Raw genomic sequence first — 24,956 nt, 5'->3', positions numbered from 1 at the left:
CAAGAGTTCATGAATTGCATATTGGACAATCTTCATCTTTAAGCGGATCGCAATCAAACGTTGCCAGTTCATACTGGCAGTCAATTAGTTTAGTTCGTAAAGAGGGACTATGTACGCCATTAGCCCAATCAAGTACCGCTTCAACTCCAAGGCTAGCTGCCTGTACTGATGCAGTAGCGGAAAAAGGCACATATAACCCCTCACATCCATGACCCGATAATATTTGAGGAATAGCTTCTACTGTAGAGCATAGATCCCCTTTTTTGTTTATTTGGCTGAGACAACGGAAGCATGCTTTAGAATTATGAGATCTAAGAAGTGAGCGAACTGCAGTCCCCGGTCCTTCTATCCATACTGTTAGAATATGTAAAGGTAAGGGGTATTTGCTGCTTAACCAATGCCCTAGTGCTTCTTCTCCTGTTGCATCTATTAATAGATCTATGTTTCCTAAGTGAGCTGTTCTTACATCGACTGGAAGGGCTAATATTTCAGCCCCTGGAGCGGAGTATTTAAGCTCTATTCCCAATGACTTGGCTTTGTTCATTAAAATATGAGGAAAACCTAGTCGATGTCGACCTATATTTTGAGGGAGGAGGATTTCAAAGTCGACAAGTGTTAATAGTCCGCCACCAGTGCCAGCTCCAGCTTTAACAAGCATCTCAGATAGATACCCACCAATTGTCCCACACCCTACGACTATTAAATTTTTTCCTGCAAGCGTTCTCAGTTCTGGAATGTTTCGTTGAGCTAGATAATGGTCATCAATTTTAACTACTGAAACAGGTACTACTGAAAATTGTAAAGTAATATCTACACGAGCTTTTTTTACTTCCTTTTGAGATGACAATGGCCGGTCAAAATACACAATGAACCCATAGGTCATTAGTGGGGACTCAATAAGGATTAGCATTCCACTAGCATCTTTGTTTTTAAGTCCTTCCTTTACACGCTGATGAATCTTTCTTCTACATGAGGGGTCTAGGGAGCTTTGCCACGTTAAAATATCTGAAACAGTATTGGGTGGCCATTTTCTAATAAAAGGTTTAGGGCTAGCCTTTGTCTGTATTCGGTACGTCAACACCGTTTGCTCTGTAGGTTTGTAGCCTAACATTGCAGCCTTCATGTAGGTCCGCTCACTATTGTCCGTTAAAAAACACAGTGGGGTTCCATTCTCTGCCTCAGCTATGATGCAATTTAGTTTTCCTAAATTTTGATTCTGAATATCAACGAAACAATATTGGCTTCCCCAATAGGCAAAAAACTCCTCTGTAAGATCCTCTAATATTTCGTTATTAATAATTTGCTCCAAAATGGCTGACGCACGATCCAAGCACGCAAGTGATTGGCCTATTGGATCAAATATATCTAATACGATAGTGCCTTTATCTATGTAGCAAAGAGCCCCGTCAGAACCAAGATGGGGGACAGCTGGAGGAAGCCCCGATGGAATTTCCAGCAGACGCACCTTAGGTATATCAACGAAAGTTGGATCAATCTCAATTTCACATGGAAAGCTTTTGTTTATATGAGGTAACCTAAGATCACCTTTTACTATGGGCCAGCCATTTTCAGCCATACCAACAAAGTCGAAGTCTTCCTGCTTAAATGCATCAATTACATCTGATATTAATATATGTTCATTCATCCAGCTTTAGTGCGTCCTACTAGTTCACTTGGGCCAGCTTTAGCTGGCGTCGCAGTGATTGTATCTTCGACAGATACAGAAACAACGCGATTTGGATCATAAGGAAATCGACTCCCAAACAATTCTTGCATCGTTATACAAGCAGTAGTAGAACGACTACCATAAATTGCTGAACTTAAGCTTCTCTCAAATTCTTCAAACGCTTGAGCGGCTTCTTCAACCGCATCTTTACCAAGGCGATCAGTAAGTGATTCCGAACTATCTACTGGATTGTAAACACCACTACGAAGCTTCTCAGGGATCTCTTTTACTACATTTAAAAGTGCGAGGTCGTCGCGTTGATTGTGTTTTTCAAAAAATGGTGCTGCGGCTGTCATCAATAGAATTGAAGAAGGCCCACCTGTTGACCATTTCCAATCACGAAATGCCTTTAGGTAGCGCACTATTCGGCGAAACTGCTCACCTTTTACTTCAACTTGAGTTTGAAACCAAGTTTTCACCGGTCTTGGATCTGATGGCATCCAGTTGTTCTCACGATGAGCCAACAAAACCTTGTCGTGGGGCAATGCTACCCAAGAATCCCTGTCAGACCTATTCATAGCCTCTGACAGTGACCCGTGACCATGCTCCATTGATGCTTTAGACAGTGTTACAAATTCATTGTCAGGGATTGCATAGAGTGGGATATCTATGTGAGCATAATCCGCGATGATAACTCGTATACATGTTGCCTTTGAGGTTAGTCGCCATCCTTTAATTTCAAGTAAGGCTTTTAAAGCCTGTTCTGAAGCTTTAAAAAATATATTGGCGGCTATGCTAGGGCGTTCTGTGTTAGCCACAAAGCTTAATGGCAAATAGCAACCGTCATCAATATCGGCTTGCTGTGGATTTTTTGCAGGTGCGTTTATTGTTTTGTATGCCCAAGACCCCTGAGTGAAGAAACGCGGATTAGGTGGCGACGACACATCAAATTGATCTTGTAGTACTTTTGGTAAACAGTCACGCAAGCAATTCCTCACAGCATTACGCGCCTCATTTATTTCATCACGTTGATCTTTGGTTATATCAAGGTTTTTAAGTAAATGTGGTTCACCTGTAGAAGTGTTAAAAAGAGGACTTAGATTTAGCATTTTGTCTCCGAGGTATTCTTATTAGGGCCGTGATAAAATGTAGGTGAGCTAGCTTTGTGGTCCCTGAATGCCTTAAATTTAGGATCTCCAATTGCTCTTTGAGCCGCATGTACCCCCCTATTTTTAAGAGTATTTGTTGCATCAACAGAAACCCTGTCTAAGGCTTTAACATCCTTACTTTGGTCAGGGGTGGCTTTATCATCAATTTGAAAATAGTCATCCCCTAAAGATTGTTTTAGCATGTAATCTACAGAAGATTCTTGAGCAGAAATAACTAGATCAAATAACCCCCCTTTCCACTTTAAAATTCCTCTATCTAGGTTTGCTCCGCCACGAATAGTGCATCCAAGAGTCATTGTGCCAATGGATAGTACTCTGATTTTTGCATCCTTATTGGGTGATAGAAACGTTTTGACCTCATGCAGACCAAATAAGCCAGGTGCATTCCCTACCAAACCGCCATCAGCAAAAACTCCACGTTCGTTTCTAGCAAGAGGGAAATAAACAGGAGCAGCAGCGGTTGCTATAGCTGTATCTATAATCTTCATTTCATGATCAAATTCAAAGGTTGGGTGATGAGGAGTTTTAAAGAATTGCCCCATTCCAGTTGTATAGTTGACTGCTGGTATGAGAACTCGATGCTTTAAGTTACCAATTTTACGGTTTTCGAAAAGAGCCTCTAGTTCACCTTGCAAACCTGCTGAATCATGTTTAGCTGTAACCCAAAATCCTAAAAGCCTCCGTAGTAAGCTTCTCTTCCCGAAAATATTACTACCTCGCTCCTCAAAAGTAGCTTTGAGCCTAGAAGCCGGAATTTCTGATGCCAGCCCTAACGCAAGCATCCCACCAGCAGAGGTGCCACAAATGAGATCAAAGTGTGAAGCAATGGGGCTACCCATAGCTTTTTCTAACTCAGTGAGTACCGTTGCCGTATATAGACCACGATATCCTCCCCCCGAAAGAGCAAGTACATGATAAGTAGGGATACTATTTTCCACTGACAATTAAGCTCCTTCAGATTAAGAACTTACGATAAATTAAAGAAACCTCAACATACTTCTACAATTAATGCGGCTATATATAAGATATTCAAGATGTCATGTTTCTCTCCTTGAATACTTTACAATAGCTAATGCCCATCCATGGGCTGTGTCTACCTTTTCGGTAGGTTTATGTTCATCGATGTGGCTTTTTACTTCCAGTCCTAATTACAGCTGCCTATGCGGCAGGTCATTTACAAGAAATATTGGCGAGTCTTTTAGAATTTTTTCCAGCTGCCTATGCGGCAGGTCACAGAGTGTTATGGAAAGTGTTTTTACTGCGTTCTTTTCCAGCTGCCTATGCGGCAGGTCACTATCAAGAATAACGCTTAATTTCTTGATAACATTGAATTTAGACTAAAATCTCAGAAATAACCTAATTTTCTAGAGTCTTTATAAGTATCTGTTTTATTAATCAAAATATCTATGTCACACAATATGGTATTAATGCCTTATGACTCTCGTTAGTCGAAAGTCCGTAAGAGCAAACTTTAAAGGGCTCTACCTTACTCGCGCGGTGGGCTTCAAAGCGCTGCACCCTAAGCATATAACTCATTCCACTTTCCGAACTTTCCATTGGAATACTGTGAAAGAAGTCCACTTCCTTTGACTGGGGAGGGATGGGATCGAATTCTTCACCTCGTGCTATTGCTCTTTTTTGCGCTCTTCTAAGTCGTCTTGCTTTGGCGGCAGGTGTCATTTTGTCGATAGATTGATTGCGAACAAATTTAACGAAGCTCTCTGACTTCGGCACATCTTCAACATCACTCGCTTCAAAAAGACCATTGTCGATCATCATCTGAAAGTATGGCTGTTCAAGCAAAAAGTCGAGAAGATTGCTATCGGGTGATACGAAGACTATTTGATTACCAACCGTTTTTGCACTCCATCGAGGAAATGATACGGCAATATTTAATTGTCCGTTACGGCTCATAAACCCATGGAGCACCTTGATACAACGACCAGCTAATAATGCATGGTCACATTTTTCCGGTAAGTATCTGATTGAAATGCTGTAGAGTTTCAGCTCTTACCTCCTTGGAACATGCCACCTTTAACCAATACCGATGCGACAAAGTGTGCATCGGGGTCGATATCCTCAGTTACCGCCGCTTTGACAAGCTTTTCGGTGTAATACGGGAGCTTTTGAAGGCATTGGTAAAAATCTCGATCTGTACTCGGGTGCCTTCTTGCAATCAAGTTCTCATAGTCAGCAGCGTACTCATTTACTCTTAGTGGGAAGTCACAGCTTTCATCCCACCAGTCATCGATCATTTGTATTGCTGCGCCCACTTTGTCGGAGCTATAGCATGCGGTCATGACGCCATCAATATCAGTCGTAAGCAATACCTTACTCGCACTTAGCTTGTCATTATGGTCAACAAAACACTGGCTTGGGAATACTTCGGAGCAAAATGGCATTTTAACCTCAGCCCAAATATCACAGTGCCATACGTATCGAGCACTAGAGAGTGCTGTAGCTAGCTCACTTGCTAGGCCATTTAATAGATCACTTTTTTCAGCTGGCCAAGCAGCATCCCAAAAAAGCTGATGAGCATTTTCAAATTTATACTCGGTGCCTTGGCTTGTTTTCACGAACACGTCGAAGGTATTCGCTTCTCTGTTACGCCAAAGCCAAGTCCCCATGGCGATATTTTTCGCATATCGAATCGCTAACTCTTTAAAGCCATCTTTATCTATGTAGCTATTTAGAAATTGTTGAGCAGTATCTTTAAAGGTCATATCTGAGCATCGGTCTGGCTTTAGGCTATTGGCAGATATACGTAGGGAGAAACGACACACTAGGCATTCAGCAACAGGGGGCAAATAACAGGTATCAATCGTATGAGGGTTACCTGTCGCTAGACTATGGATCGTTGCCGACTCCTTAATTCCCTTTGCTGTGTGCGCTTCGCTAAAGCCGCTTTTACTACCTCTGATTTTCATCCGCTCTACTGGAAGAGGATAAAGCTCATCATCACGACGATAGTAGAAAATTGCTTTGCTAGGATTTATTGAGCGTTTATAGCTCAGCTGATTGGGAAGCTGCATGAGTTTCTCCACAAACTGGACTTACTCTCAAGGTAGTACAGTTTTGTGATACTGGCACATATTGCCAAAATAGGCCCTGCTCCAAAGGCTTTGATCCTCTGATCACTTTAAAGGTTTGCTTGAGCCGACAAAGATCGATCAGGGGCTCACAAAACGCATGAATTCCAGATATGACGTTGCGGGGCTTTATCGGTTCCAAAAGATCATAGCCCACCAAGCAGAGCGATAAGTCGTGATTGGCTTTTAATAGCTCCACATAATCATTCAAGTCTAGTTTGTTCTGTTTTTCTGGCGATATCCAATTACCAAAAAACATGTGTCTAGCCATGTACTGCTTAAGGTTGTTAGCACCACTTACAATGGAAGCCCACTCAGTATCCTCATAAAGGTAAGGAGGATGCACTGAGCCGCCCCAGAGCCGTTCTGGTAGCGCAGCCTTAATCAGCTCAATATCCAGAGGATCATCATTATCAGTTAGGCGGTTTAATTTAACGATGATGGAAAACTTCCCATCAAACTTAAACTCAGGCATAACACCACTTCGCTTAATGCGCATCTCCTTATCAGGAATGCTTGGGGCAGGAAGAGCAATAGACCCATGTGAACTGTAGTGACTGCAATAAAGCGCAAAACTTACAACGGATACATCAGAGCATATTTCGTTCAGCTGTCGCTCGAATTGATGCAGAAAGCCGTATAAACCAATCATCGATGGCATGCCCGCAACGAAGGGGTTATTGAGACCATTAGCTTCATTGATTCTCAAGCTCTTGAAAACTAAAAATGTTTCATCAGAAGCATCTGATGATGACTTTTCAGACAACACATGCTTTAGAAAACTCATAAGCCGTTTTTGAGTCACACCTACAAGACGCTGGTGATAGCTAAAATGGCGAGTGTATTTATTGCTCTCCAACTCACCATGCAGCTTTCGGTTCAAGTATCTGGAAAAGTCCTCGATATCAACAAAGCTCGTCTTCAAGAAGTTTTGCTCTTCTTGGCTCAAGCCTTCTATTTTACTGATGTTCTTCGAAGCCAGCTTTGCCTGTATTAACGGAGACATCCATTCTTCTAAAATATTGTCCAAGGCACACAAGACCCTAAGTCTTGCTTTTCTCTTCAGTCTTAGTGATGAATATATTTTTACATCCGTAACCTCTCGATAGATGTTTGTCGCATATTTAGCGGTCAGCGAATATGGCTCAAGATAGCTTCTGAGGCTATTTAAAGAACTCTGCCTCGATCTTAGGTTGTGAACAGGAGACAGCTTAAGCATTCGCACATGACCGCCCAGAGAGCCACATAAGATGCCTAGCGCACTGGGATGAGGGAAACTAAGTGAGTGAGTAGGTAAGCCAACAAGATGTTGTACTGAAAGCTGAGTGCTATGTGATACAACGGGTGTCACGGTTAAATAATGATCCTTGTATGGAAATAGCAATTCTGGCGAATAGGAGTCCACCACATCGGGGAAATGACTTTCTTGAAAAAGATTTTCTAGTTCACGTTTGATTTGATACCAGAATGCTTTCGTTATACCCAGCTTGTAAGATGCCTTACGCCATTCGACGAAATCCTCAAGCCAGACAGAAACGAGAGAGTGTTCTGCCCCCTGCCAATTAAAGGTACTGGTCAATAGCCTGCCAACACGGTAATCGCTGCTATTGCCTGACCAACCAAATTTTGGGAGTGCCCCTGTTTCGGGTATAACACGGATTTGATGTTGAAGATTTACGCGGGAATCAGGCCATTTCAAGTTATGGGTATGTAATTGAGAAGCAACTTTTTGGAACTTAACCCAAAATGTCTCATCCTCTAATATCCACTTTGCATGTAACGAACTATTCAGCTCTTCAGCTTCTTTGCCGATTAAATTGACCAAGATGGTTAAACAATCGACTTCACTACCGGTCACATCAATACCTTCAGAACACAGTTCAAATTGCTTTTTCAAGAGATCGTATCGTTCTTTGGCTTTTAACGTCTTTACTGCCTGTAACTCATCTTTCAAGTGCATCAGGATTACCCCGCATTACCAAGCTGACTGGCTGTAGCCGTATCGAGAATAGGAGAGCACAATCGCAGCTACATCCCTTAATCGAAAAGCTGGATTAAACGATTCAAGACGCCCTTCATCGCGGATACGTTTTCCGAGCATCAATATACCGCTCTCATACAATCGAAAAATATCTTCGACAGTAGAGCCTGTGATCAATGCTACCTCTCGTATGGAAACCAAACTATCACCGAGGTTTGCAATGGTTGAACGAGGTGTTTCTAACGCCAGCTCGATCACTACACTAGCAATACTCTCTTTGATGCAATCCGGTAAACAGCTGATTTGTGCCACATCACTCAAGAAGTTATTTGTTAGATAGGAAAATGTCAGTCGATTAATCTTGTCAGTTGCTATCAATAGACTGTGATCTATGAGTTTTTGAAGGTGCCCTTCGATGTGACCTTTAAGGTCGTCATTAAACTCCTCGTGTCCTAACTTTGGGAAATGCCTATCTAAGAAAAACAACATCGCTAGCTGCTCGGAAAATGGTTGCTTGCCTTGCTGATCAAAGCTAGGCCAGCGACGCCAGCCATCGATACCCGCTTCACTCGAATCAACTCCAAACAAGCTATAACCACAAACACAACGACTAGGGTCTTCGCTTATCATATAGTTGAGCGTTGTATTGCAAGAGGGGCAGTTGGTAAGCAATTTCACTTTATGCTTGTCACAGCAAGTTACCTTGCTGATATGCCAATCAAATCGGACATAGTTAGACTCCCGAAGACACTCTATGCAAACAGGGACATTACAGGCTCGCACAAAGGATTTAGGAATAGTGATTTGCTTGTAACGCACTTCAGCGAAATGACCAGAATCAACCGCGTTAGTATGCTTAAAGCTAACATCTAAAAGTGAAAACTTAGGAAGGCCTACCAACTGTTCGAGTAGCTGTAATGACTGCACCCGCTTCGCACTACTTTGCTTCGAGTGATAGACATTCACGGCATCTAAAGCGAGAGGAAAAGCACCCGCAATGGTCGGGTGATGCTCTTCCAACCATGAACGTATCTCTATCGAAAGATCATTGTAATGCTCGAAGTGGTTTGCACGACATAGCCTAAGCAATGCACTTTCAAGTGTTTCGTTTTCATATAGCTCAATAGGGTTAGGAAGGAAATTCATCGGCACACCTATTTTCTAAGATATACTTAGAAAATAGGTGTTAACTGAAATAAGTCAAGAAACTTCAACCCAATAATAATACTCACTGCACTCGGCAGCTTCTGTACGCAAATCAGAAGTTTTGGTCACTTTTTTGCAATCAAGCTTTCTGCTGAATGATGTTGCTCCCAAATATGTCTTCATATTCAATTACGATCTTGTACTGACATAGTGAATTAGGATACTTGTGCCTTGCCAAATCGAGTATCCATTCCGTATTATCAAATGCCAGTTTGGGTATATGGAAGCAAGCTATCGAGGCCTACTGAAGAACGATAGTAAATTATCCATGCTGTTCATAGGATAGATTTTACTGGCACGCTAGCATGAAAAATTCTTCTGGATTCTGAAAAATGGGCATCCAGGCACTAAAACTTGGAAAAGTTTGGCTAGAATACTGGCTATATCACTTCAAAAGCCAAATAAGTCTAAAACAAGGGGCTAGATCGCATGCTCCGTAAATTCGAGCCTTGGAAAGAGGGAATAAAATGGAATTCATTATTGGGTTATTTGTAATTTATTTGGCTTATAGATTATTTAAAGGTAAAGCGAACAGTAGATCTTCTGCACAAAATCCATCCCCCCAAAAAACTCCCCAAACTTTTTCTGAAGAATCAAAAGTACCTGAACGTAGAACCTCATCCCCCAGTATTGCTGAAAGATCTTCCAGCATAAGTATATCCAGTACGTCTAATCATGCTTATCTAGATGATGACTTTGCTACTTTTACTATTCATACAAGTGTTGGCCGAGAGCCGGAAAAAACAACGAACAAACAAAAAGGTCGATGGATAAGTGAAGATGAACAACTTTCTATTAATGGAAGAAAGTTAAAGAAAGGCTTCTTCTACTATGGTGGAGTAATGAATTCACTAGATGGGTACGGTATAGAGCCATCTCTAGTGGATGAAAAACGCCCGGCTTTAAGTCCCTCGGTACATTCAGAAATATACACTGATGAATCCTTAGGATACTGGCCAACTTACGCATCCTTATCTAAAGGCTGTAGAGGCGCTTACCTAGATTGGCTCTCCTCAGATCGCTCAAACCCTAATACGCCAATTGGTTATGTCTTCATATATTTCTATGGGTTTGAAAGAAGAGTCATAGAAAACAAATCCACCAGTCAAATATCTGATGAAGAATACATAGCCATATTTGAAGAAGTGTTGCGTCTCAATAGCGTTTTCAACGCAAATCGTTCTTTCAGAGGATACTCTGCTAATTTCCTCGAACTAATGGCACTTCAAAGACCCACCTTATTCGAAGATAGACTGTCAGACATACCAGAAACTAACAATGCATTGTCATTCAAAGTTAAACTTGCAACAACTATAGCCAATGGAACCCCTGTAACAGCCCCCTTAGCTTTAGAGTGGCTAAAAAATACATTCGAGTATTCCCTAAAAACTCCCGCCCGTAGATGTGAAGAAGAGTTTAGCCAGCTTTTCCAAATTAGATTCTCTAACAAGTTTGGCGAAGGAATTTCCGTAAAACCCAATAAAACTAAACTGCGACTTTCATACCATGCGGCAAGTAATGGTGTGCATGGGATTGATTTGGAGTTAGGTGACTTACCAGATCCAAGTATTCTCAAAGGCCCAATTAAAAAGCTCATTCCTATTGCCGAACAATGTACAGAAGAGTTGAGCAGCTATAGCCGTTACTTAGGAAAAGCTGATACCTCAAGGAGTGATATTGCAGCGTTGATGTTATTACCTAAAGAACTGGCAAATGAAGCAAATTCACCAGTTATAGAAACATTTAAGTCTTGGGCAATTCAGATAATAAGTTCAAATGATGGACTAACCACAGTCAAGGATTTCTGGACTCATACTGGTACACCTCTCCCTAAGACGTTTAACAAGAAAGAAAATGATCTAGTCGCTAACTTGGCTGCTAAGGCTGAAATAGGTATTGCGCCAGACCAACGTTTTCACCATGCAAAATTGAAAATCGATGACAACATTGTGCTCTTCTCACCGGGCCATGGAGATTTTTTTGAGCCAAGCTCGAAATTCAACCAAGTAAGTTTAGCAATTAGGTTAGGGGCAATGGTCGCCACGATAGATGGTTCTATAGATCATCATGAGAAAATCGCCTTACAATCGTTGATAAACCAGGATGACAAACTCTCTCCTTCTGAAAAGAACTCGTTAAATGCATATTTAACTTGGCGTCTAAATGCCCCTGTAAATAATACGGGGTTGAAAGCTAGAATTGAAAAACTAGGCGCTCCACAGGTGGAATTCTTGAAAAAATTCATGCTTTCCATCGCTCTTGCTGACGGAAAAATCGATACTTCTGAAATTAAGCAAATTGAAAAGTTATATATCTCGTTAGGTTTAGATAAATCACTCGTTACAAGTGACATGCATGCGTTTGCCTCCAGTAAACAAACTACCTCAGCCACATCTAAAGACGTTTCAATTGATAAAGGTACCTTTCAGTTGGATGAAAGTATTCTGGCTATGCATGAAAGTGACACCAACGACGCAAAGAGTATGCTGGAGAGTATATTTGCCGTTGATGAAGAAGTTGAACTGGAAGTGAACCCCACTGCTGATGTCGATGAAGAAGGTTTAGATAGCCCTTACAAAGAACTTTTTGAAACTTTGATAACTAAAGAGTCGTGGGCACGCAAAGAAGTTCATGAACTGTGTAGCAAACTAAACATAATGGTTGATGGCGCATTAGAAACTATTAATGACTGGGCTTATGACAAAGTCGATGCGCCAGTTCTAGATGACGATGGTGATATCTATGTCGATCTAGAAATCGTAGAAGAATTGAAGGAATAAATAATGGTTGCAAAAAGAATACGAGCTAAAGAAAGGGATGCAATTATCCAATCTCTGAAGTCAGGTGTGACTCCTAAGATTGGAATCCAGCATATCCAAGTAGGTCGAGTAAATGAATTAAAAGCTCTGATCCAAGACATTAATCGGGTCTCAGATGGAGGTTCAGCTTTCAGGCTCATTATCGGCGATTATGGTTCTGGTAAAACATTCTTTTTAAGTGTTGTACGCGCTATTGCTCTAGAGAATAAGCTTGTAACCGTCAATGCAGACTTATCTCCTGATAGACGTATTCATGCATCGGCTGGTCAAGCTAGAAACCTTTACTCTGAGCTAATGCGTAACATGGCTACTCGCAACAAACCTGATGGTAATGCTTTAACCAGTGTAGTTGAAAAGTTCATCACAGAAGCAATGAAAGAAGCTGATACTTCAGGAAAAAGTATAAATTCAATTATCCATGAAAAATTAGCATTACTTTCTGAATTCGTTGGCGGATATGATTTTGCTAAAGTTATTGAGGCTTATTGGATAGGTCATGAGAAAGATGATGACATATTAAAATCAAACGCCATAAAATGGTTACGAGCAGAGTATTCAACTAAAACCGATGCCCGAAATGACCTAGGAGTTCGAACAATTATTTCGGATACATCTTTTTATGATGCGCTGAAATTAATGAGTTTATTTGTCAGACAAGCAGGCTACCAAGGGCTTCTAGTTAACTTAGACGAGATGGTAAATCTGTATAAGTTGAACAACACCACAGCGAGAACTTCTAACTATGAACAAATACTTCGAATTCTAAACGATTGCTTGCAAGGAAGCGCTGAGCATTTGGGCTTCCTTCTCGGCGGAACCCATGAGTTTCTGCTAGATCCACGTAAAGGCTTGTATAGCTATGAAGCACTTCAATCTAGATTGGCAGATAACAGCTTTGCTAAACAAGCAGGCGTGATTGATTATTCGTCACCAGCCCTACACCTCGCTAGCTTAACCCCTGAAGAACTTTATATTTTGCTTAAAAACTTGCGCCATGTTTATGCTGAAGGCGACAAAGCGAAGTACTTGGTTCCAGACGAATCTCTCAAAGCGTTTTTACAGCATTGCAGCCAAACTATAGGAGATGCGTATTTTCGAACGCCACGTAACACCATTAAAGCATTTTTAGATATGCTCGCGGTAATTGACCAAAACCCGCAAATTACGTGGCATAGTCTAATCTCATCTGTAGCAATTAATGAAGATAAGCCTTCCGATGTTGAACTCGAAACAGAGGACAATGAAGATGGATTTGCTGACTTCAAACTATGATTGATGAACATGAAAAATTAGACCACCGGATTCAGCGCTGGATATTCAAACAAGGCTGGACTGGCTTAAGAGAAATACAATGCCTTGCTATTGAACCTATATTGTCTGAAAAGACAGATGTGCTGATCAGCGCTTCAACCGCAGCAGGAAAGACAGAGGCATTTTTCTTGCCTGCGCTCAGCACGATCGTGCCTCAAGAAACGGGTGTAGGGATCCTTTACGTTAGCCCTCTAAAAGCCCTTATAAATGACCAAGATAGACGCTTAGAAAGTCTGTCTGACCTGTTAGAAATACCGGTTACCCCCTGGCATGGTGATAGCTCACAGGGCCGAAAGAAGAAATTAAAGGCATCGCCGTCTGGTGTCGTGTTAATAACACCTGAGTCACTGGAGTCATTACTCATCAGAGACTCAGGCTGGATCAAAGCTGCTTTCTCTAATTTAAAATATATCGTTATTGACGAATTTCATGCCTTTATTAGTTCTGAGCGCGGCCATCACTTACTCTCTTTACTTCATAGACTTGAACACCTTCTCGGAAGACTAGAAACACCAATCCCAAGAGTAGCTTTGAGCGCTACTCTTGGTGAATTAGAGAAAGTGCCTCTATCACTTCGCCCTAATCGCTCTTTACCTTGTAAAATCATCAAAGATACACATTCGACATCCACCTTGAAGGTTCAGGTAAAAGGGTATGTAAACCCTGCTAACTTAGAAGCTGAGTCTACCAATGATGCCGAATATACGATCTGCCAAGATTTATTTAAATTTTGTCGAGGCGGAAATCACCTTGTGTTTGCAAATAGCAGGAGCCGTACAGAAAGCATTGCGGCTACATTATCCGACTTCTGTGAAGAAAAAAATGTACCGAATGAATTTTTTCCTCACCATGGTTCGCTATCTAAAGATCTTCGAGAAAGCTTAGAAAAGCGATTGCAACAAGAGCATTACCCTACCACAGCGGTTTGCACAATGACTCTTGAACTAGGCATCGATATCGGCAAGGTAAACTCAGTAATTCAAGTAACAGCCCCCCACTCTATTTCAAGTTTACGTCAAAGAATGGGACGCTCTGGAAGACGAGGTGGAGCCTCAATATTGAGAATGCTCATCGCTGAAGCTGAATTGACAAAGGACTCTAGCGTCATCGACAAGCTAAGACTGGAGCTTATTCAGTCTCTGGCCATGATCAGACTTCTGATCGGCAGTAAATGGTATGAACCAGCTGATACATCAATTTATCACTTCTCAACACTCCTTCATCAAGTACTTGCGGTTACTGCACAATGGGGAGGAATTAGAGCAGAGCAATTATTTAGTTTGCTCTGTAAAGATGGCCCTTTTCAAAACGTTAATGTTGAAAACTTTAAAGCACTACTTGTTCACATGGGAAAAACAGAGCTCATAACTCAGTTAGGAAGTGGTGAATTGGTGCTTGGCCTTTTCGGAGAAAAGCTGACAAGCCATTACTCGTTCTATGCTGTTTTTAAAACGCCTGAAGAGTTCCGAATTGTATGTGGAACCAAATCACTCGGAACGCTGCCTGTAGATTCAGTGGTATTAGAAGGGCAGCATATTGTTTTCGGTGGAAAACGTTGGAAGGTAAACGACATAGATAGCGAAAAGAAAGTTATTTATGTAGAGCATGCAAAAGGTGGCAAGCCACCTAAATTTGGTGGTGCTGGCTTGAACATACATGATGTTGTCCGGCAAGAGATGTTCCAAATATTGAAAAACGGTGACTACAGAATTTCTGTGGGAGATTTGAAAGTCGACTTCGCTGATTCAGCTGCACGGGAACTGTTTGGTGAAAGCGTACGATATTTCGAAGATGCAAAGCTCTCTAGAGAACTACTGCTTCAGGTTGGCAATACTACTTATATATTCCCATGGCTTGGAGACAAAGTAGTAAATACAATTGTCGCCTTGCTAATCCAACATGGCTTTGAAGCTGGCGCATATGCAGGAGTTATAGAAGTAGAAAAAGCGTCATTAGAAAGTGTTCGCTCAACATTGCTCAAACTTGCTTCAATAGAACTCCCAACAGAGACAGAGCTAGCACAACAAGTATTGGAAAAACGCATCGAAAAATTTGATGAACTCTTACCAGAAAACACTCTATCCATAGGGTATGGAGCAAAAGCTTTTGACCTACAAAGTACGGAGCAGTGGTTGTTAAGATCGAAGCTATAAACAGAGAAAACGAGGCATTAAATGTAGGCTCCCAGAGAAAGACAAATAATAATTATGGGCCGCGTCTTGTTCTCTTCAATATGTTGATGTCAACAGCCAGCTTCTGGCACATAATGAAAATTTAGAATTTCGCTTTTAAAGCTATCAATGAAACCTTTGCAATTACTCAGACTCCTCCGACTGTGGCCAATATACGCAATCGATCACCAAATATCTCAGGCTACTCAGCTAGTAAAGTGCATGGTCTATCTATAAAAAATTTATTTGGACAGTGTATCGAATTTTATTGTTTCCAAGAGAAATTTGAACTCAGCATGCTTAGGACAGACTTTGAACCAACTCATCAAGCTCTTCTTTAGAAAGCCTAGAAGCAGCTAAAAGCAACGCTGCAAGCTTGTCATCATCGCAGTATAAATACGCCACAGGCACGCCGAGTGCATCCGCCATTTTCTTAGCCATAGCAAAGTCTGGGGCATGCTTACCTGTCTCGTACTGACTGATACGTGCCGTACCATGCGAGCGATCAAACCCTAGCTCTGTACTCAGTTGTTCTTGTGTAAGCTTTGCCAATTTTCTAGCACTCTTAAGACGTTGTGGTAATGGGCTCTGCATGATCCTAGCTACTTTAAAAAACGTAATCTAAGATTTTCTTAGCAAGAGAGCCAAAAGTATATTAAGGAATCCTTAGAAAATGAAGCCTTCCAAGGAATTTTGGATAAAAATCATTCAATTAGCGTTATTTCTTTGAAAGGATCTGACTCAATGTCATGATTTCCGAAAGTTTTCTAGGCTGTATAGAGGCACGATGAGTACTATCGCCTCGAATGTATTGCGAGTGCATTTCAACTTCTTGAATCTTGATTTTCTCTTTTGGCGTTTCAAACGGATTATCAGCCCCTGAATATAAGTTGGCAAACGAGTTACTTAACGCTTGCTTGGAAAGCGGCTTACCATTTATCAGGCAAAGCTGGATTGTTTCAGTCAAGATGGCTTTTAGCTGTCTCATTTCCCCGCAAGAGGCTGCGAAAAGCGCTAGGCTTATTTCAAAGTCAGTAAGACTTGTTTCAAGATCACATGGTATGTACTGTTCAATTGCCTCAAGAAACTCTCGATACTCTTGTGGGCGCTTTGAAAGGCTGAAGTATTGAAGTGTGTGGGTGCGTGTCGCAAGCCTAGAAGCCCATTGGGAGTCATTTAGAATCTCATCAATCCAGGGCATACCTGCCAATACAATAGGTACAGCTGCTTCTTCCGATATCAGTTTCAATCGATTACCAATAGCCTGTCTATCGCGAGCACCTTTGAACTCAATCAGCTCTTGAAACTCGTTGATGATAATCATCTTGGTTCTTTTTACTTTAAGTGCATCAAGAAGGCGATTCGTAAGATGAGCATCACTTTGGGAGTTTCTTGCGCGATGGGTAGTTGAGCCGAAGACACCCAGATCGCTCAGAAGCTGACGTGTCATATCTTCAACTGTTAGCTTGCTGGGCACTCGTGACAGTAAAACGGGGATAGATTCAGACTGACTTCCATTCTTAGCATGGCTGAAATGATTAATGATGGCAGACTTCCCCGTTCCCGTGTCACCACGAAGAAGCATGGACAACTGCTCTCCCCCAATCTCTGAACTTTGATATAGAGACTCAAGGTCGTTCAAAATAGCGTTAACAGGCGTGTATGGACAGAAACAGTCCTTGAACTCTCGCAATTTCGCCTTATCAGCATCGGTTAAGCCCATCTGTCACCCCATTTTTCATTTCCTCAATGAGTTCCACAGTGTCTCTAGCTCTGACACCTCACTATGCTCAGCATTGGACTTCTCATCATCTGATGATGGATTAGCCACTTTGTTTTTCACTGATTCGTTACTGTAACCTTTATATTGAGCAGCTTTCTTACTTGTTTTTATCTTAGTAGAGGATTTTGCTTTATCATCCTGATCCGCCAATATCTCTTGGATTTCCTGCCTCGCCATAGCCAAGTCCGTATCAGATTTACCTATTAGACGATTATGCGCCTTAGCAAACGATCTATTCACTAAATGCTGATCTAAACTCAGATTCTTAGTGTAGGACTGATCAACACAAGGAACAGTTAAGTATTTTTCTAGCTCCGGTAAGTAAACGTAGATATGGCTTAGGTCATCTACATCCACTTTGATTGTGACGGTATACGATCGATCGCTTGAAAGGCTTTGTTTACGGTAGTCCGCTAAGGCGTCTGAGTCATATCGTAGATAATGATAAGTGATACCAGATGATTGTATCGCTCTACTTTCTTTTAACCCCGCCAATTTTGGAAGTTCACTGATTTCATCATCATTTAGGGTGGCTGGTGGCATGGTCTCAATACCTTCCTGCCACTTAACGGATGGCACCTTAAGGCCTCGACTATCAGCAGAGCAGTTATATACCTCGGCCATCCATTTTTCAAAACCATGGATAAAACGATTGAACTTAATTGAAGCATGCTCAACCGCATTGTATTCATCACGGGTATCAATACTTCGAAATGTTTTACCTGGTAGCTCTATCAATATTAGGTCATTAATGGTTCGAAAACTTCTTTCGATAAAGGGCTTAAGCCAAGGTTTTCGCACTGGATTGTACTGAACATTTATGCCTAGCTCATAACACATTTGCTCCAAAGATTTAGACCAAAATTCTGCTCCATTATCAACCACAAGTACCTCGATCTTACCGTAGCATGGCCAAACAACACCCCATGCTTCAAACGATTGATTTTTGGGCTGAATAGCATGACAAATAGCCTTAGCAACAGAAGCGTAACTAGGTGCCTTAAAGGTTAAGTGATAACCGACTAAGCACCCACTATATACATCTTTTAGAAGCGTTAAATATGGCCTACCTATTGGCTGTGACGTTTCGTCATCCAGTAAGATGATATCTAATGGTGTATGATCTATCTCTACACGCTGCATGACACGTTCAGGTCTAATGGTTGACCCTTTATAGCCATACATGATGTCTGCTTTGTATTTACCAAATCGTTTAACAGCTACCTCATAAAAATTAAGCTTATCAATTCTGTCGTAGAATGCTCGCTGAGACATTGGGTTAATATTTTGACCTTGAAGTAAACATTGGTCCTTATAAAACCGATAAGCACTTGCCACACTAGGACGCTCTGCTTTAAGGAACCTATCAATAGCAGCTTCAAAATAGCGCTCATGTTCCAACTCTAATTTTCTATTTCTATTACCTTTATTATGATGTCTTTCTATTAGGGCTTTTGGGGTATCACCTTGCTCTAAAAGTTTTTTATGCCATCTAGTTACTGTTCGCCAGTTTGGTTTGTTAATCTCTCGATTTTCTGAGAAATACTCATCAGTTAAAGGATCAATATTTCTCTGAGTCCAACCGCCAGCAAGTCGTTCACGGATAAACAGTATCAACTCATATCTTGCTATAGCCTCTATGCGGCTATTACTTGGATAAGAATCGAGGTCAGGGTCTAGGAATGAAATCTCATCAGGCTGATCACTTGAGCTTTGAGCGTCTTCTCTTAATGGATTATCGTCAAACTCGTCATCAAACATACTTATGCCTCATTTAATAACGAATTCTCACATAAAAAATCGCTTTCTAAATCTGCTTTTATTGCACCAATGCCAATGAGTAAGGCACATGCAGCAATGCAGTCACAGATTAGTATTCCCAATTTGATAGCTAGTTGACGTATGGAAAGGCTTTTGAATTTCTGGATATGTGTTAAGGCAAGCTTGTGGAGCTCTGAAAGGTTGGTACTTGAATATCGATGAAGGATTTTTAGATTGGAGAGCAATTTATCACTACGAATTTGCTTCTCTGAAACCAGAATTAACTTGAATCCTAAAGCACTGTAGGCTGCTCTTTTATGTTCGAACTCATCACGGAATTTCTTGGTTGAATGGATTCGTTCAGGTTTTACCTCAATGTACTCAATCTCACCAGTGTCTTTAACGATTTTGAAATCAGGTGTATATCGACGAACCTTATTGTCAGCTGGATACTCAATACCGGTGGGCTGGGACTCAAAGGAAGCGATAGAAGGGGAAAATTCAAGATGAAAACAGGCATCAAACTCTAGACCACTCTCGCACATAACAGTTGAGCGATTTTTTCTACTAACAAATTTGTAGATGTTTTTGTTTGGACTGGGTTTGCGGAGATTGCGATTGTACATAACCGATACCTGCAAGTTGTAACTAAATAACAACTTAAAAATAGGTTATGTCAGCATATACTGCAAATTTGACAACTTATGGTTCAAATTTGTCATTTTATGCTTTAATTTACAGCTAGAATTAAGGTGGCATCTCCACCAGCCTCACCTCGGCACACAAGTCGATCGCTGTGGCTGCTTCCTTCCGGACCTGACCAGATTAACGATGTATTGTTGCGAGGGGACCAGCGGAGACACCATAAAGAAGGTGCCGTTGACCTTGGAAGCGAATTATACGCACCCAAATTCAAAGTGCAACCGATCTACTTATATTTTTCAGTCACTTAGCGCAGTTTTTTTCAATTGTGCTTAAATTAACATCTTTTGTACGGGAGCGTTGGTATCCGTAAGCGCATTTAGTACCATACCCGCCAATAAATTTTTGAGGATGTATCGTTGAAGCTGTTTGTTAAAAACTTAACCCACGTCGACCTTTCTTACTTCTGCCCTGTTCGTGGTGTGTTAGGAGAAAGTTGGCAAGCCGATATCGTGCTAACAGGGAAGCTAAACGATGAAAGCATGGTGTGTGACTTTAGCATCGTAAAAAAGATGATCAAGCAGTGGCTTGATGCGCACATTGACCATAAATTAGCAGTACCAGCCAGCCATGAAAACAGCATTATTAAAACTCTGGACGATGGCCGTACTTCTTTTGAGTTTATGCATCAGAACGGCCAGCGTTTTGCCTGCACTGCGCCAGAGCAAGCCTTTGCACAGCTACCCGTCGATGAGGTCACAGCTGACAATGCTGCCAAATGGGTTGAAGAACAAATCCTAGATCTTTTACCAGCTGAGTTGGAAGCCGTTTCAGTGCATTTCCATCCAGAACAGTCAAACGAAGCGCAGTATCAATATAGCCACGGTTTAAAAAAGCACGACGGTAACTGCCAACGTATCGTTCATGGTCATCGTTCGGTGATTGAAATTTATCGAAATGGAGAACGTGACCGCATGCTAGATCAGGATTGGTCTACTCGTTGGAATGATATTTATCTAGGCACTCAAGAAGACTTAATTGGCATTATTGATGAGAATGGTAAACGTTATCATCACTTCAGTTATGCTGCCTCTCAAGGGCTCTTTGAACTGATCATCCGCAGCAATCAAGTCTATATGCTCGATTGCGATTCCACCGTCGAGTCATTGTCGAGCCATGTCGCTCAGCAACTCGCGAAAGAAAACCAGGGCGATACCATTGAAGTACACGCCTTTGAAGGCATCGGTAAAGGCGCCATCTCTGAAGTAAAGGTAGAGAAATGAGTTTAAAAGCATTTGAAATGTCGCCTAAAGGCACAGAGCTAAGTTTAGACGAAATATTTGCTAATCTAAAAATGGATCAAGACGGGTTGATCGCAGCGATCGCACAGCAGCATGATACGAAAGAAGTGTTAATGCTGGCATACATGAACGAAAAATCCATTCGCGAGTCATTAGAAACGGGGCAAGTATGTTACTGGTCTCGTTCTCGCCAAACCTATTGGCGCAAAGGCGAAAGCTCAGGACACCGTCAACGCCTGGTGTCTATGGCTTTTGACTGTGATGGTGATGCGGTCCTGTTACAGGTAGATCAACATGGACCTGCTTGCCACACAAACCGCCGTGACTGCTTCTTTTTTGAAGTTAAAGATGGAAAAGTGTTAATCGAATCCGATCCACAGTAATCATTACTCAAACAGTCCCCTTATCTGCATAGTAAGTGGACTGTATATTACCCCTTCTTGAAAACCTCCTTTTCTTCTTTATCTAAAATCGATATATAAAGCCATAAAGCGACACAATGAACCTGACGCTACTCGTCTCCATTAAAGTTTACACTTAACCAGAACAGTAACAACTCGCATCAAAAAGCATCCACTAAAAAACGCAAACTACTGATTACTAAAGAAAAACTGGAATTAATCTTGCATTTATGGATAGATAAAGACATCACATTGGAACTGTGATGCCTGAAATCAAAAGCATTATTATAAAGGCCTCCCCATGAAAAGCTTATCCGTAAAAACAAAGATCTTATCACTCGTTCTGCTCTTTACTATCGCCATCCTCATCACTGCCATCAACTCTGCTTTGACCAGCAAAACTGTTGCTCAAGACTTACAGTCGGTCTCCTCGCATACATTGACACTGGTAAAAGACCTAGAAAAAACCCGACAACTGCTGTTAAAGCAAACGGTAGAATTTGAGCGAGGGTACTTCCAAGTATCAATCGCGAAAACGATTGGGGGATACGGCGTAGAACTGATTAAGGAATCGTCTGATAATTTCCAAACCTACTCGGCTGAATTAAAAAGTAGCCTTGAATCAGTGAAAGGCTCGTTAGCCCTTTTACCTGCCAATGCGTTGCTTGATTCACTGAACAGTCAAATTGAAACACTTGAGTCACAACAAGCTGAGTTTTTAAATGCAAGCACTGAGACTTATGAGTGGTGGCTACAACTTAAAACCATGCAAGCCAACAAGGCTCGTCGAAATGCAGACAGTATGCTAACCACCATTAATACCAGCATGGAAAGCATTATCTCCACTATTGACGAGTACAACATTCAAATAGCAACACACCAATCGACAAAACTTGAGCAAGGCTTGTACACCAATATAGGCGTCGCTGCGGTTTTAATTCTTATTGGCCTAGGCTTAAGCTTGATGATCATTAATGGCATTGTTCACCCTCTTAAAAAAGCGGTTAAACGTGCTGAGGAAATGGCATCAGGGACCTTAGTCCGAAACGAGCACCCGAGTGACCGAAAAGATGAAATTGGCACCCTCGAAAATGCCTTCGACCAATTAGTCGATAAATTAAGAGACATCATGCAAGATGTTTCAACCTCTAGCCTAGCGCTTACCGATGCAGCAAACGATTTAAACCGAATCACTGATGAATCAACACAAATGGTAGGCACGCAACGAACTGAAACCGCTCATATATCCAATGCTATTCATGAGATTCAAAGCACCGCTGTACATGTATCTGAGTCGACAACAGAAGCAAGCCAAGCCGCCCATAACGCTGAGTCAGCAGCGGATAACAGCATGCGCATTGTTCATTCAACTATCACTACCATTGAAGCACTGGCACAAGAAATCAGTCAATCATCCAACACCATCACCGATTTGAAACAAAACACGGATGAAATTAATAACATTTTGAATGTCATTCTGGGTATTGCTGAACAGACAAACCTCCTTGCATTAAACGCTGCGATCGAAGCCGCCCGAGCAGGGGAGCAAGGTCGCGGCTTTGCTGTTGTCGCAGATGAAGTGCGCCATTTGGCACAAAATACGCAAAATGCAACTCAACAAATTGAAGCGATGATCCAACAGTTGCAAACAGGTACAACACAAGCCGTTGAAGCTATGAAGCATAGTCATGAGCGCTCAACAAATGCGGTAAGCCAAGTTCGTGAAGAAGGCGCCACCCTCTCTGACATTAGTCAAGCCATCTCACAGATTCGAACAATGAATGACGCAATATCAGCAACAGCCGAGCAACAAGCCACGGTTACAACTGAAGTACGACGCAACGTTGATACAATCACAGAAATAGCGGAACGTACGAATAATTCGATTAACGCCATCAGTGACAGATCAGACCAGTTGGCATCTCTTGCTTCACAACTGACTAGTAAGATTGCTTACTTTAAGGTGTAATAAAAGTACATTATATGGGTAGTTCTAGTAGTCTACCCTCCTATAATTGACTTTTGACGGAGGTTGTATGTGTCGTTGGATGGCCTATCAAGGTACGCCTATTTATTTAGAAGAGTGGCTGTTTGAACCAGACCACTCTTTGATACACCAAAGCTTGAGTGCCCGCAAATCTGAAGTCACCGTAAATGCTGATGGGTTTGGTTTGGGTTGGTACGACGAACGCGAAGAACCGGGGCTTTACCATGAAATATTACCTGCTTGGAGTGACTGCAATTTAAAAAGCCTTGCGAGGCACATCAAAAGTGGTCTCTTCTTTGCTCATGTAAGGGCCTCCACTGGAACCTCCACAGCTCGCTCAAATTGCCACCCTTTTGGTTACAAAAACTGGCTGTTTATGCATAACGGTCAAATTGGAATGTACGAGCAAGTTCGCTGGCAAATTGATCGGTGGATACCCGAGCACCTTTATAATCATCGTCGTGGCAGCACCGATTCTGAAGCCATTTTCTTATTGATGATTGCAAACGGCCTTAATAAAGACCCAGTGCAAGCGGTCACCCAAACACTGCAAATGATTCTTACTTTAATGAAAGAAAAAGGGATTGCAGAGCCTCTTCGCTTCACCAGCATGCTATCCGATGGTCAAAACATGTGGGCAATACGATTTTCCAGTGACGAGTACGCGCCCTCTTTATACTATAAGCAGTTTGAAGAACATGTAGTCATTGGCTCAGAACCATTAGATCTGTCAGGTGATGGCTGGCAGCTTGTCCAAAGTGGACATATGGTCAAAGTGGGCATTGATCATTACGAGAGTAAAGCGTTAAACATTACACTGTAGTAAAATCCAATCATGATTGCCCTCAATGTCGATATGCGACATAGGTTCGACATACACAATACAGTTTAATGGAGTAACTTGATGATTCATTACGATCTTATCGGTAAGGTGGCCGTCGTCACTGGCGGCGCTTCTGGCATTGGCTTGGCTTGTGCCAAACTGTTAGCAAGTTCTGGTTCTGCTGTTGCTATCTGGGACTTACACGAAGACGCGCTACAAACCGCTATGGAAGTGCTCTCTGATTATGAAGATCAAGTATTAACTGTTGAAGTCGATATTTCTGAGTCCAGTTCCGTTGAGGCGGCCATGCGTGTCACGGTGGAAGAATTTGGTCGATTGGATATTTTGGTGAATAACGCAGGCATCGGCGGACCACTAAAAGCGAATGGCGACTACACTGACGAAGATTGGCGTAAGGTCATGGCCGTCAATTTAGATGGCGCAATGTTCTGCCAACGCGCCGCACTGAAATACATGACCCAATTAAGTGGTGGCAGTATTATCAATATGTCATCAATCCTTGGCCAAGTGGGTTTCGCCAACGCGTCCGCTTATACCGCTACTAAACACGCGCTAATTGGATTAACCAAATCCACCGCGCTGGAGTATGCAGAATCAGGAATTCGCGTAAATGCCGTGGGACCTGCGTTCATACATACGCCTTTGGTAGATGACTCTTTAGATCAAAGCATGATTGAAGCGCTTGCATCTCAGCATGCGATGAAGCGACTGGGACAACCCGAAGAAGTTGCGCATATGGTTGCATGGCTATCGTCCGACGGTGCTTCTTTTGTTACGGGTGGCTATTACCCAGTAGACGGTGGCTACTTAGCCCACTAAGTTCTA

At 41.9% G+C, this 24,956-nt stretch carries 19 protein-coding genes, 1 other RNA gene and 1 pseudogene; 9 read left to right on the top strand and 12 right to left on the bottom strand.

The annotated features are described in order from the left end of the window. Nucleotides 1–7 precede the first annotated feature (7 nt). The 7 genes from AYW75_RS10555 to AYW75_RS10530 form a co-directional block, all read right to left on the bottom strand. Nucleotides 8–1,645, bottom strand: coding sequence for a ThiF family adenylyltransferase (locus tag AYW75_RS10555; protein WP_067099226.1), 1,638 nt, complete (start codon nt 1,643–1,645; stop codon nt 8–10). Next, complete coding sequence (locus AYW75_RS10550; RefSeq protein ID WP_067099224.1) at nt 1,642–2,775, bottom strand: CBASS cGAMP synthase; 1,134 nt, start codon at nt 2,773–2,775, stop codon at nt 1,642–1,644. The genes AYW75_RS10555 and AYW75_RS10550 overlap by 4 nt, the downstream gene beginning before the upstream one ends. Further along, a complete protein-coding gene (locus AYW75_RS10545) occupies nt 2,769–3,773 on the bottom strand; it encodes a CBASS cGAMP-activated phospholipase (RefSeq protein WP_231886190.1) in 1,005 nt (334 codons plus the stop codon). Before AYW75_RS10545 ends, AYW75_RS10550 begins: the two co-directional genes overlap by 7 nt. Nucleotides 3,774–4,239: 466 nt before the next feature. Next, nucleotides 4,240–4,821 (bottom strand): type I-F CRISPR-associated endoribonuclease Cas6/Csy4, encoded by a 582-nt coding sequence (gene cas6f / locus AYW75_RS10540; RefSeq protein ID WP_269447784.1) that lies wholly within the window; start codon nt 4,819–4,821, stop codon nt 4,240–4,242. Between the two features lie 17 nt (nt 4,822–4,838). Then, the gene (gene csy3 / locus AYW75_RS10535; RefSeq protein WP_067099221.1) at nt 4,839–5,867 is read right to left on the bottom strand and encodes a type I-F CRISPR-associated protein Csy3; all 1,029 of its coding nucleotides are present in this window, start codon (nt 5,865–5,867) and stop codon (nt 4,839–4,841) included. Then, nucleotides 5,839–7,884, bottom strand: a complete 2,046-nt coding sequence (locus AYW75_RS18810) for a type I-F CRISPR-associated protein Csy2 (RefSeq protein ID WP_156490844.1) — start codon at nt 7,882–7,884, stop codon at nt 5,839–5,841. The genes csy3 and AYW75_RS18810 overlap by 29 nt, the downstream gene beginning before the upstream one ends. Before the next feature lie 15 nt (nt 7,885–7,899). Continuing rightward, nucleotides 7,900–9,051 (bottom strand): TniQ family protein, encoded by a 1,152-nt coding sequence (locus AYW75_RS10530; RefSeq protein WP_067099219.1) that lies wholly within the window; start codon nt 9,049–9,051, stop codon nt 7,900–7,902. Between the two features lie 241 nt (nt 9,052–9,292). Between AYW75_RS10530 and AYW75_RS19020 the strand changes: the two are divergent. The 4 genes and pseudogenes from AYW75_RS19020 to AYW75_RS10515 all read left to right on the top strand — a co-directional run. After that, nucleotides 9,293–9,397 (top strand): annotated as a pseudogene (locus AYW75_RS19020) (IS5/IS1182 family transposase); the annotation flags it as partial. A gap of 181 nt (nt 9,398–9,578) precedes the next feature. Beyond that, nucleotides 9,579–11,891, top strand: a complete 2,313-nt coding sequence (locus tag AYW75_RS10525; protein WP_067099218.1) for a tellurite resistance TerB family protein — start codon at nt 9,579–9,581, stop codon at nt 11,889–11,891. 3 nt (nt 11,892–11,894) lie between these two features. Next, nucleotides 11,895–13,202 (top strand): ATP-binding protein, encoded by a 1,308-nt coding sequence (locus tag AYW75_RS10520; protein WP_067099216.1) that lies wholly within the window; start codon nt 11,895–11,897, stop codon nt 13,200–13,202. Next, nucleotides 13,199–15,394, top strand: coding sequence for a DEAD/DEAH box helicase (locus tag AYW75_RS10515; RefSeq protein WP_067099215.1), 2,196 nt, complete (start codon nt 13,199–13,201; stop codon nt 15,392–15,394). Before AYW75_RS10520 ends, AYW75_RS10515 begins: the two co-directional genes overlap by 4 nt. Nucleotides 15,395–15,712: 318 nt before the next feature. On the opposite strand, the gene AYW75_RS10510 is transcribed toward AYW75_RS10515, so the two are convergent. The 5 genes from AYW75_RS10510 to ffs all read right to left on the bottom strand — a co-directional run bounded on the left by AYW75_RS10510 (nt 15,713) and on the right by ffs (nt 19,812). Further along, nucleotides 15,713–16,006 carry a helix-turn-helix domain-containing protein gene (locus AYW75_RS10510; protein WP_067099213.1) on the bottom strand — a complete coding sequence of 98 codons (294 nt, stop codon included), beginning with the start codon at nt 16,004–16,006 and terminating at the stop codon, nt 15,713–15,715. A 124-nt stretch (nt 16,007–16,130) separates the two neighbouring features. Beyond that, nucleotides 16,131–17,135: a TniB family NTP-binding protein gene (locus tag AYW75_RS10505; protein WP_067099211.1), complete on the bottom strand. Its 1,005-nt coding sequence runs from the start codon at nt 17,133–17,135 to the stop codon at nt 16,131–16,133. Nucleotides 17,136–17,150: 15 nt separating this feature from the next. After that, complete coding sequence (locus AYW75_RS10500) at nt 17,151–18,956, bottom strand: Mu transposase C-terminal domain-containing protein (protein ID WP_067099209.1); 1,806 nt, start codon at nt 18,954–18,956, stop codon at nt 17,151–17,153. A gap of 2 nt (nt 18,957–18,958) precedes the next feature. Next, a complete protein-coding gene (locus tag AYW75_RS10495) occupies nt 18,959–19,582 on the bottom strand; it encodes a TnsA endonuclease N-terminal domain-containing protein (protein WP_067099208.1) in 624 nt (207 codons plus the stop codon). A 133-nt stretch (nt 19,583–19,715) separates the two neighbouring features. Next, nucleotides 19,716–19,812: signal recognition particle sRNA small type (gene ffs / locus AYW75_RS10490), an RNA gene on the bottom strand. Nucleotides 19,813–20,017: 205 nt separating this feature from the next. Here ffs and AYW75_RS10485 point away from each other — a divergent pair. From AYW75_RS10485 to AYW75_RS10465, 5 genes are all read left to right on the top strand, one after another. Next, nucleotides 20,018–20,881, top strand: coding sequence for a 6-carboxytetrahydropterin synthase (locus AYW75_RS10485; RefSeq protein ID WP_067099206.1), 864 nt, complete (start codon nt 20,018–20,020; stop codon nt 20,879–20,881). Next, the gene (gene hisI, locus AYW75_RS10480) at nt 20,878–21,282 is read left to right on the top strand and encodes a phosphoribosyl-AMP cyclohydrolase (RefSeq protein WP_067099205.1); all 405 of its coding nucleotides are present in this window, start codon (nt 20,878–20,880) and stop codon (nt 21,280–21,282) included. The genes AYW75_RS10485 and hisI overlap by 4 nt, the downstream gene beginning before the upstream one ends. 319 nt (nt 21,283–21,601) lie before the next feature. Further along, nucleotides 21,602–23,269 (top strand): methyl-accepting chemotaxis protein, encoded by a 1,668-nt coding sequence (locus tag AYW75_RS10475; protein WP_067099203.1) that lies wholly within the window; start codon nt 21,602–21,604, stop codon nt 23,267–23,269. A 67-nt stretch (nt 23,270–23,336) separates the two neighbouring features. Further along, a complete protein-coding gene (locus tag AYW75_RS10470; protein ID WP_067099201.1) occupies nt 23,337–24,110 on the top strand; it encodes a class II glutamine amidotransferase in 774 nt (257 codons plus the stop codon). 81 nt (nt 24,111–24,191) lie between these two features. After that, nucleotides 24,192–24,950, top strand: coding sequence for an SDR family NAD(P)-dependent oxidoreductase (locus AYW75_RS10465; protein ID WP_067099200.1), 759 nt, complete (start codon nt 24,192–24,194; stop codon nt 24,948–24,950). The last annotated feature ends 6 nt before the right edge of the window (nt 24,951–24,956 follow it).

Source organism: Marinomonas atlantica (assembly GCF_001639725.1).
GTDB lineage: Bacteria > Pseudomonadota > Gammaproteobacteria > Pseudomonadales > Marinomonadaceae > Marinomonas > Marinomonas atlantica.
This window is presented reverse-complemented; position numbering and strand designations above follow the sequence as displayed.